Source organism: Arenimonas sp. (assembly GCF_044348765.1).
Taxonomy (GTDB): Bacteria; Pseudomonadota; Gammaproteobacteria; order Xanthomonadales; family Xanthomonadaceae; genus Arenimonas.
Genome location: NZ_JBIKSE010000052.1, coordinates 1 through 8,191 on the forward strand (window position 1 = coordinate 1; position 8,191 = coordinate 8,191).

The window sequence follows — 8,191 nt, forward strand, 5'->3', positions numbered from 1 at the left end:
TCGGCATCGGTGATGACCACCGCAATTTCCAGAAGTTCATGCCGCTCAGGAACAAGGCCGGTCATTTCACAATCAATCCAGATCAGGCGGTTTTTACGGTCATCGGTCATCGGGCGGTCCTTGGCTATGCTTATACTGTAACAAATCCCGATGGACACCGACGATGACTCCCGGAATCAGCGATCACTACACGATACTTACCGCCATGCTGGCGCCCGCCTTGTTGATGGCGGCCACCGGCTCGCTGCTGCTTTCGGCCAATAACCGCCTAGCCCGAGTGGTCGACCGTCTGCGCATTCTGCTCAAGAAATGGAATGAAAACGCACGTAACCAGCCTTCGCTGCAGAGCCAGATTCTACGCCATCGCAAACGCAGCAATTTCCTTCTTAGAGCCTGTCTATTTCTATACTGCGCGCTGGGTTGTTTCATCGTCACTAGCCTGGCACTGGCCGTGGATGCCTTCAGCGGCAACCGCCTTTCGCTTTTACCCACGGGATTCGGACTGGCCGGCATGCTGTTCCTATTCGGCGCCGCCTTTTACCTCGGGCGGGAAGTCTGGGCCTCGGTGAAGAGCTTCGAAGCCGAAATCGAAGAGGAAATGCGTTAACCCGCCCGACGCTTGGCTTTGAAATAGGCACTTAGCCGGCTTCCGGCTTCGTCGCCGAGCAAACCACCCTGCACTTCCACCTTGTGGTTATGGCGCGAATCGCCCAATACATCGAAGACCGAGCCGCAGGCGCCGGTTTTCGGGTCGGCCGCGGCATAGACCACTCTTTTTACCCGGGCATGCACCAGCGCCATGGCGCACATGGCGCAGGGTTCGAGGGTCACGTACAGGGTGGTGCCCAGAAGCCGGTAATTGCCCAAGGCCTTGCCGGCAGCCCGCAAGGCCTCGATTTCGGCATGGGCGCAGGGATCGGAACGGGAAATCGTGCGGTTATGACCAACTGCCAGTAGTTCGCCGTCTTCGCTGACCAGAACCGCTCCCACCGGCACCTCATCCAGAGCCTCGGCAGCCTCGGCCTGGGTCAGGGCTTGCCGCATCCAGACCGCATCATCGGCATTGAATTCAGTCATTACTCCCACTCAATGGTGGCCGGCGGCTTACCTGAAATATCATAAACGACGCGAGAAACACCCTTCAACTCATTGATAATACGGTTTGAAACTGTTCCCAAAAGCTCATAAGGCAGAGGTGCCCAGTGCGCGGTCATGAAGTCCACGGTTTCCACCGCACGCAGGGCGATGACCCATTCGTAGGCGCGGGCATCACCGACCACCCCGACCGATTTGACCGGCAGGAACACGGCGAAGGCCTGCGAGGTTTTGTCGTACCAACCGGATTGGCGCAGCTCGTCGATGAAAATGGCATCGGCCTTGGCCAGCAGTTCGGCGAACTCGGGCTTGACCTCACCCAGGATGCGTACGCCTAGACCGGGACCGGGGAACGGGTGGCGGTAGACCATGTGCGGCGGCAGGCCGAGTTCGACGCCGATGCGGCGGACCTCGTCCTTGAACAGTTCGCGCAAGGGCTCGACCAGGCCCAGCTTCATGTGTTCGGGCAGGCCCCCGACATTATGGTGTGACTTGATGACATGGGCCTTGCCGGTCTTGCTGCCTGCCGATTCGATCACGTCCGGATAGATGGTGCCCTGCGCCAGCCATCTCACGTTGCTGAGCTTGGCCGACTCCTCTTCGAAAATTTCCACGAATAGTCGGCCGATGATCTTGCGCTTGGCCTCGGGCTCATCCACGCCCTTGAGTGCGGCGAAATAGCGTTCTGCGGCGTTGACCCGGATGACCTTGACGCCCATGTGCTCGGCGAACATGGCCATGACCTGATCGCCCTCCTGCCAGCGCAGCAGGCCGGTGTCGACGAATACGCAGGTCAGCTTGGTGCCGATGGCTTTGTGCAGCAGGGCCGCAACCACCGAGGAGTCGACACCACCGGACAGGCCGAGCAGCACCTCGTCATCACCGACCTGCGCCTTCAGCCGCACAATCTGGTCATCGATGATGTTGGCCGCGGTCCACAGGGCGCGGCAACTGCAGATATCTTTGACGAAACGGGCCAGAAGGGCCTCGCCGGATTGGGTATGGGTGACCTCCGGATGGAACTGAACGCCATAATAGCGACGCGCTTCATCGGCCATGGCCACAATCGGCACCGTATCGGTCGAGGCGGTCACGGTAAAACCGGCCGGCACACGGGTGACACGGTCACCGTGGCTCATCCAGACGTTCAGGCGCGGCGGCTGTCCGGTCGCGTCATTCAGACCATCCAGCAAGGTGCAGGCCCGGTCGATATTGACCACCGCTGCGCCGAACTCGCGGTGATGCCCGGATTCGACCATGCCGCCGAATTGCATCGCCAGGGTCTGCATGCCGTAGCAGATGCCGAGTACCGGCACCTTGGCATCGAATACTTCCTGTGGAGCCTTAGGCGAACCTAAGGCCGTGGTGGATTCCGGACCACCGGACAGGATGATGCCTTTCGGATTGAATGCGGCGATATCGGCCGGATTATGGTCCCAGGCCCAGATTTCGCAGTAGACCCCGGCTTCACGGATGCGGCGGGCAATCAGCTGCGTATATTGCGCACCGAAATCGAGGATGAGGATCTTGTCACTATGGATATCGGTCATTTCAGCCTGCGCGGTAATTCGGTGGTTCTTTGGTAATCTGCACGTCATGCACGTGCGCTTCACGGGTTCCGGCATTGGTCACGCGTACGAATTTGGGTCTGGTGCGCATTTCTTCAATGGTGGCGCAGCCGACATAACCCATGGACGCGCGGATGCCACCGGCCAGCTGATGCACGATTGAACCGAGATGCCCGCGGTAGGGCACGCGGCCTTCGATGCCCTCCGGCACCAGCTTATCGGCATCGGATGCATCCTGGAAATAACGGTCCTTGCTACCCTGCTCCATCGCGCCAAGCGAACCCATGCCACGATAACTCTTGTAGCTGCGACCCTGAAACAACTCGACCTCGCCCGGCGCCTCTTCGGTGCCGGCGAAAAGGCCGCCGATCATGATGCTGGATGCTCCGGCGGCCAACGCCTTGGCGATATCGCCGGAATAACGGATACCACCATCGGCAATCAACGGTATGCGACCTTTGAGTACGTCAGCCACCATCGATACCGCCGTGATCTGGGGCACGCCGACACCGGCTACGATGCGGGTGGTGCAGATGGAGCCCGGACCGACACCCACTTTCACGGCATCGGCGCCATGATCCATCAGGGCCAGAGCCGCATCGGCAGTAACGATATTGCCGCCGATGACATCGACGTTCGGGAAATTTTTCTTGACCCAGGCCACGCGCTCAAGCACGCCCTGTGAATGGCCGTGTGCGGTATCAACCACGATCACATCGACGCCTGCATGCACAAGTGCTTCGACACGGGCTTCGGTATCGCCACCGACACCAACCGCGGCGCCAACCAGCAGCTGCTCACTGGCATCCTTGGCGGCATTGGGATTATCGCGCGCCTTTTGGATATCTTTCACGGTAATCAATCCGCGTAGCTGAAAACCGTCGTTGACCACCAGTACTTTTTCGATGCGGTGTCTGTGCATTAGGGCAAGCACTTCATCATCACTGGCGCCTTCCGATACGGTGACCAGACGGTCCTTTTTGGTCATAATGTTGCGGACCGGATCATCGAGTTTTTTCTCGAAGCGCATATCGCGGCTGGTGACAATGCCAACCAAATGGCCACCATCGACCACCGGCACGCCGGAAATGTTGCGTGCACGCGTCAACTTCAGCACTTCACCGATGGTACTGTCCGGACCGACGGTAAACGGTTCGCGGATAACACCGGCCTCGAAATTCTTGACCATCGCCACATGTGCGGCTTGTTCGATGGCACTCATGTTCTTATGCAAGATGCCGATACCGCCCAGCTGAGCCATGGCAATGGCTAGGCGGGCTTCAGTCACGGTATCCATGGCTGCGGAGACAATCGGCAGATTGATGCGGATATTTCGGGTCAGTTGGGTGGCCAGACGGACGTCTTTCGGCAGAACCGAAGAGTGTGCGGGCACCAGGGATACGTCATCGAACGTAAGGGCTTCAGCGAGAATGCGCAGCATGGACAGCTCCGAGCTTGTGAAGCAATCCATTATACCCGATTGCAGGTGCCGCCGTCAGCCTAATGGTCGATGGACTCGCAGGCTTCCAAGGTGTTCTGCATGAGTGTGGCCACGGTCATCGGGCCGACACCGCCCGGCACCGGCGTAATCCAACTGGCACGTTCGGCAGCGGTGGCATACTCGACATCGCCACAGAGGCGGCCGTCATCCATACGGTTGATGCCGACATCGATGACTACGGCGCCGGGCTTGACCCACTCGCCGGGAATCATCGCCGGCTTGCCAACCGCAACCACCAGAATGTCGGCCTGCCGGACATGCGCTTCCAGGACCTCTTTCGGCGTGAATTTGTGGCAGGACGTCACGGTACAGCCGGCGATCAATAGCTCCAGACCCATGGGTCGCCCCACATGATTACTGACGCCGACGATGACGGCATTGCGGCCGCGCACCGGCTGGTCGGTATAGGCCAACAATGTGGTGATGCCACGCGGCGTGCAAGGACGCAAGCCAAACTGGCGCAGCGCCAAACGGCCCACATTCATCGGATGGAAGCCATCGACATCCTTGTTCGGATCAATTCGATCGATGAGCCAAGTGCCGTCACGGTCATGGGGAAGCGGTAACTGCACCAAAATACCGTGGATTTTCGGATCAGCATTCAAACGGTCAATCAGGGCAACCAATTCAGCATCCGTGGTTTCCGCCGGCAGATCGTAATCGTAGGCCTGGATGCCGACGCGCTCGCAGGCGCGGCGCTTGTTACGGACATAGACACTAGAGGCCGGATCGCTTCCAACCAGGACCACCGCCAGTCCCGGCCGGGACTGGCCGCCGCCGACCCGGATGCGAACTCGCTCTGCCAGATCATCCAGCAGGGTGTCGGCAATGCGTTTTCCGTCCAATACTTTGGCGGTCATGGTCTATTCGGATCCGGTTCTGGTGTTAGGCTATTATCTCGCATCCTGAGCGGAAAAAACCAATGGACAACGAACGATTAAATACCGAACTGGAAGCAGCGGCATTTCGACGCCTGGTCAAGCATCTAGTGGAAGACCGGCCCGATGTGCAGAACATTGATTTGATGATTCTGGCAGGATTCTGCCGCAACTGCCTCTCGCAGTGGTACCAGGAAGCCGCCGTTGCGAATGGCCTGCCTATGGATAAAGAGCAGGCTCGCAGCATTGTATATGGCATGCCCTTTTCGGAATGGAAGGCGAAGTATCAACGGGAATCCAGCCCCGAACAACTGGCAGCATTTGCCATCGCCCAGAGAAACGACGCCTAGGAGCCCACAGATGGCCAGTAAGAAATCCACATGGACCGCCTTTCCCGGCCCGAACAAAGCCTTTTTCTATGACGGATTGGCACTGGCCAAAGCCTGGAAATCCCTGCATGCGGGTGATGGCGAGCCCTATCCGGACGACAAGCGTGCGGCACAGTTGATCAAAGCCGCCGGCAAATCAGCCCCGAAAGGGATATCCGCTGAAGACCTTGCCGAACAGCTGCAAAGCGCCTGGCGCGCCTTCCATGCCGGAGAATTCGAACAGGCTTATCAGCAAGGTTCCGCACTCGGACCGGTTGGCGCAAGTGTTGCCGCAAAGGCTATGGGCATCCATGCCACCTATCTGGTCAAAAAAACCGAGGACAGACTGACCCGTTTTCAGGAAGTCGCTGAAATCGCTGAACAAGCGGTAGCGGTCCTGCCCAAAGAATCCAACAGCCATTACCGGCTTGCCTTCGGCTATGGGCGCTACGGGCAAGGACTCTCGATTGCCAAAGCTCTTAAAATGGGCTTGGCCGGAAAAGTGAAAACAGCCTTGGACACCTGCCTGAAGCTCGACCCGAAGCATGCCGAGGCGCATCTGGCCAGTGCGTTATGGCATGCCGAAATCGTCAACAAAGTGGGCAGCACACTTGCCGGCCTGACTTACGGCGCCAAGCGGAAAGCCGCTGAAGAACACATGAGTGCGGCACTAAAACTGGCACCGAACATGCCGATTGTTCACGCCGAACATGCTCAACTTATCCTCTTGCTCGATGCCGATGACGAACAGTCCGCCGCCGATGCTTTCGAGCGTGCGACGCGCGTGAAAGTACTGGATGCCATGGATTTCCTCGATGCCCGCTTTGCAGCCGGTCAGATTCACTGAGCATGCGATGAATACGGACTCGGTTTTTGCGACCATGGAACGCAATTTTTACAAATTTCATCAAGGGCTTGCGTAAAATGAGGCATGATATTTAAAAAGTCTGGGGCAATCATTGCCCTTTTTTTTGCCCTTAGCCTGCCCGCCCCGCGGTCGGCATCAGCTGATGCTGCTTCAGACAGTTTCGATGTGGCATTGATGGCCTATGCCAGACAGGATTACACGCAGAGCGTCAGGCTGTTAACCCCCTTGGCCAAAAAGAACTATGCGCCAGCACAGGCTCAACTGGCTTACATGTATGAATTCGGCATTGGCGTCCGCAAGAATGCCGGCGAGGCAACGAAGCTCTACAAAAAGCTCATGAGCGCTTATATCGCCAAGGCAATGGCCGGGGATGCCGAAGCCCAGTACCAGGTGGGTCAATTGCATTATGGTGGCAAGGGCGTACCGGAAAACGTTCCGGAAGCCATGCTGTGGTATCTGAAAGCCGCCGAACTAGGGCATCTGATTTCGCAGTATAAGTTGGCTTTGCTGTTAGATACCGGCGAAAAGGCACCACGAGATCCAAAAGCAGCCATTGATTGGTATACACGCGCCGCTGAACAGGGCCATACCAATTCACAGATGTTCCTGGCCATCAAGTTTTACCGAGGTCGCGATACCGTCCAGGATTACGGGCTGGCGGCGAAGTGGTTCCAGAAGGCTGCGGAAAACGGAAACGCGTATTCGCAGAGCATACTGGGCTTCATGTATGCCTCCGGACAGGGCGTCAAGGAAGACAAGCAGGAAGCCCTGGCCTGGTACCGCAAAGGCGCCGAACAGGGCGACAAGGACAGCCAGTATGACCTGGGCATGAAATTGTTGAAGGGCGACGGTGTGCCGCGCAGCCTGAGCGAGGCGGCGCACTGGTTCGGCCAGTCCGCCGCGCAGGGCCAGATGGCGGCGCAGTTCGAGCTGGCACGCCTGTACGCCAAAGGCGATGGCGTGAGGCACGACCCGGTGCTGGCCTACGCCTGGTATAATGTCGCCATCATGAGCGGCCACTACCCCGCCGGCAAGCCGCGCGACGCCTTGGTAAAGACCATGAACGCGGACGAGATTGCCGAGGCCGAACAGTTGAGCTCGATGTGGAAATTCGGGCAATTGATCAGACGCTAGCCGTATCCTAAATTAAGACTGTCAATCAAAAACGCATTAGCTATAAAAAGCACTTCATCCGGGATGATATACAAAAAGATGCGTCCTAAAGATTATTAGGTCGAGGCCAGGTTCAAAGACACCAACACAGGAGTTGACAAAAATGGCGTTCTGTTCCGGATGTGGAGTTGATATTCAAGATAATAATTTCTGCCCAAGCTGCGGAAAGCAAGCAAATTCAACAGCCGATCTAAAACAAACCTCAAACGTGAATACCCTAGCCATGTGGACTCACTTGGGCGCACTGATCGTGGGACTATCCGGGCTTTTCTTGATAATTACGGCATTTCTGGCCTGGCTTCCGGCTTTTTTAATCAAGCAATCCAATCCGGACTCACCATTCGTCATTCGTCATGCAAATGAATCCATGAACTTTCAGCTGCAGTGGCTGATAATCTCAATACCCTTTTTCCTCATTTCATTTATTTTTACTCTGGTATCTCTAGGCTTTGGAGCTATTTTAGTGCTACCGATTGCGATTGCATTGAGCATATTTATGGTTGTCGTTGAAATCATAGCTACGATTGCCGCTTCAAAGGGAGAAGAATACAGCTATCCGCTGATGTTCTTCAGACTGATCAAATCCTGACCCTCGAGACGCGCGATAAAAAAACCCCCGCCGAAGCGGGGTTTTTCATGTCTTGGTGGGCGATGCAGGGTTCGAACCTGCGACCCTTGCCGTGTGAAGGCAATGCTCTACCACTGAGCTAATCGCCCAAGGACCCCTATTTTACGGGAAA

General features: G+C 57.0%; 10 protein-coding genes and 1 tRNA gene. 5 read left to right on the plus strand and 6 right to left on the minus strand.

Features of this window, described 5'->3' with window-relative positions:
• The coding region (locus ACIQ0Q_RS07835; protein WP_395772391.1) for an exonuclease domain-containing protein at positions 1–110 on the minus strand (110 nt) is incomplete at its 3' end.
• 53 nt (positions 111–163) lie between these two features.
• Here ACIQ0Q_RS07835 and ACIQ0Q_RS07840 point away from each other — a divergent pair.
• On the plus strand, positions 164–607 hold the full coding sequence (locus tag ACIQ0Q_RS07840) for a DUF2721 domain-containing protein (RefSeq protein WP_395772382.1): 444 nt from the start codon (positions 164–166) through the stop codon (positions 605–607).
• On the opposite strand, the gene tadA is transcribed toward ACIQ0Q_RS07840, so the two are convergent.
• Genes tadA through folD form a run of 4 tightly spaced genes read right to left on the minus strand, consistent with a single transcriptional unit; the run spans position 604 to position 5,024 of the window.
• Entirely contained in the window at positions 604–1,077 is a 474-nt protein-coding gene (tadA, locus tag ACIQ0Q_RS07845; RefSeq protein ID WP_395772383.1) for a tRNA adenosine(34) deaminase TadA, read from the minus strand. The genes ACIQ0Q_RS07840 and tadA overlap by 4 nt on opposite strands.
• Positions 1,077–2,645, minus strand: a complete 1,569-nt coding sequence (gene guaA / locus ACIQ0Q_RS07850) for a glutamine-hydrolyzing GMP synthase (RefSeq protein WP_395772384.1) — start codon at positions 2,643–2,645, stop codon at positions 1,077–1,079. The genes tadA and guaA overlap by 1 nt, the downstream gene beginning before the upstream one ends.
• A 1-nt stretch (position 2,646) precedes the next feature.
• Complete coding sequence (guaB, locus tag ACIQ0Q_RS07855; RefSeq protein ID WP_395772385.1) at positions 2,647–4,104, minus strand: IMP dehydrogenase; 1,458 nt, start codon at positions 4,102–4,104, stop codon at positions 2,647–2,649.
• Positions 4,105–4,163: 59 nt separating this feature from the next.
• On the minus strand, positions 4,164–5,024 hold the full coding sequence (folD, locus tag ACIQ0Q_RS07860; RefSeq protein ID WP_395772386.1) for a bifunctional methylenetetrahydrofolate dehydrogenase/methenyltetrahydrofolate cyclohydrolase FolD: 861 nt from the start codon (positions 5,022–5,024) through the stop codon (positions 4,164–4,166).
• Between the two features lie 62 nt (positions 5,025–5,086).
• Between folD and ACIQ0Q_RS07865 the strand changes: the two genes are divergently transcribed.
• The 4 genes from ACIQ0Q_RS07865 (at position 5,087) to ACIQ0Q_RS07880 (ending at position 8,040) form a co-directional block, all read left to right on the plus strand.
• Positions 5,087–5,392 (plus strand): DUF1244 domain-containing protein, encoded by a 306-nt coding sequence (locus ACIQ0Q_RS07865; protein ID WP_395772387.1) that lies wholly within the window; start codon positions 5,087–5,089, stop codon positions 5,390–5,392.
• Between the two features lie 10 nt (positions 5,393–5,402).
• The gene (locus ACIQ0Q_RS07870; protein ID WP_395772388.1) at positions 5,403–6,257 is read left to right on the plus strand and encodes a hypothetical protein; all 855 of its coding nucleotides are present in this window, start codon (positions 5,403–5,405) and stop codon (positions 6,255–6,257) included.
• A gap of 195 nt (positions 6,258–6,452) precedes the next feature.
• Positions 6,453–7,412 (plus strand): SEL1-like repeat protein, encoded by a 960-nt coding sequence (locus tag ACIQ0Q_RS07875; RefSeq protein WP_395772389.1) that lies wholly within the window; start codon positions 6,453–6,455, stop codon positions 7,410–7,412.
• 142 nt (positions 7,413–7,554) lie between these two features.
• Positions 7,555–8,040: a DUF4870 domain-containing protein gene (locus ACIQ0Q_RS07880; protein ID WP_395772390.1), complete on the plus strand. Its 486-nt coding sequence runs from the start codon at positions 7,555–7,557 to the stop codon at positions 8,038–8,040.
• 53 nt (positions 8,041–8,093) lie between these two features.
• Here ACIQ0Q_RS07880 and ACIQ0Q_RS07885 read toward each other — a convergent pair.
• Positions 8,094–8,168 (minus strand) — tRNA-Val (locus ACIQ0Q_RS07885).
• Between the last annotated feature and the right edge of the window lie 23 nt (positions 8,169–8,191).